Source organism: Arthrobacter sp. Y3221159, assembly GCF_059089885.1.
Window position 1 is genome coordinate 1 of the sequence record NZ_JBNHFC010000061.1, and the last position, 408, is coordinate 408.

1 pseudogene is annotated in these 408 nt (G+C 63.7%); it reads right to left on the minus strand.

What is annotated here, in order from left to right:
* Positions 1–408 (minus strand): annotated as a pseudogene (locus AC5RT3_RS20670) (glucose-6-phosphate dehydrogenase); the annotation flags it as partial.

Sequence of the window (408 nt, forward strand, 5' to 3'; positions counted from 1 at the left end):
TGTCCTCTGCCATCGTGATCTGGACGTGGTCCACATAGTTCGCGTTCCACAACGGCTCAAACAGCTGGTTCGCGAACCGCAGCGCCAGGATGTTCTGGACCGTTTCCTTACCCAGGTAGTGGTCGATCCGGAACACCGCATCCGGCGGGAACACGGACTCCACGATGTCGTTGAGCTTCCGGGCGGACTCGAGGTCGTGCCCGAACGGCTTCTCGATCACCACGCGGCGCCACTTGTCGCCGTCGGCCTGCGCGAGCCCGTGCTTGGACAACTGCCGGCATACCTGCTCAAACGCCTTCGGCGGGATCGAGAGGTAGAACGCGTGGTTCCCGCGGGTGCCGCGGACCTCATCGAGTTCCTTGACCGTGTCACCGAGCCGCTGGAACGCTCCGTCGTCGTCGAACTCGC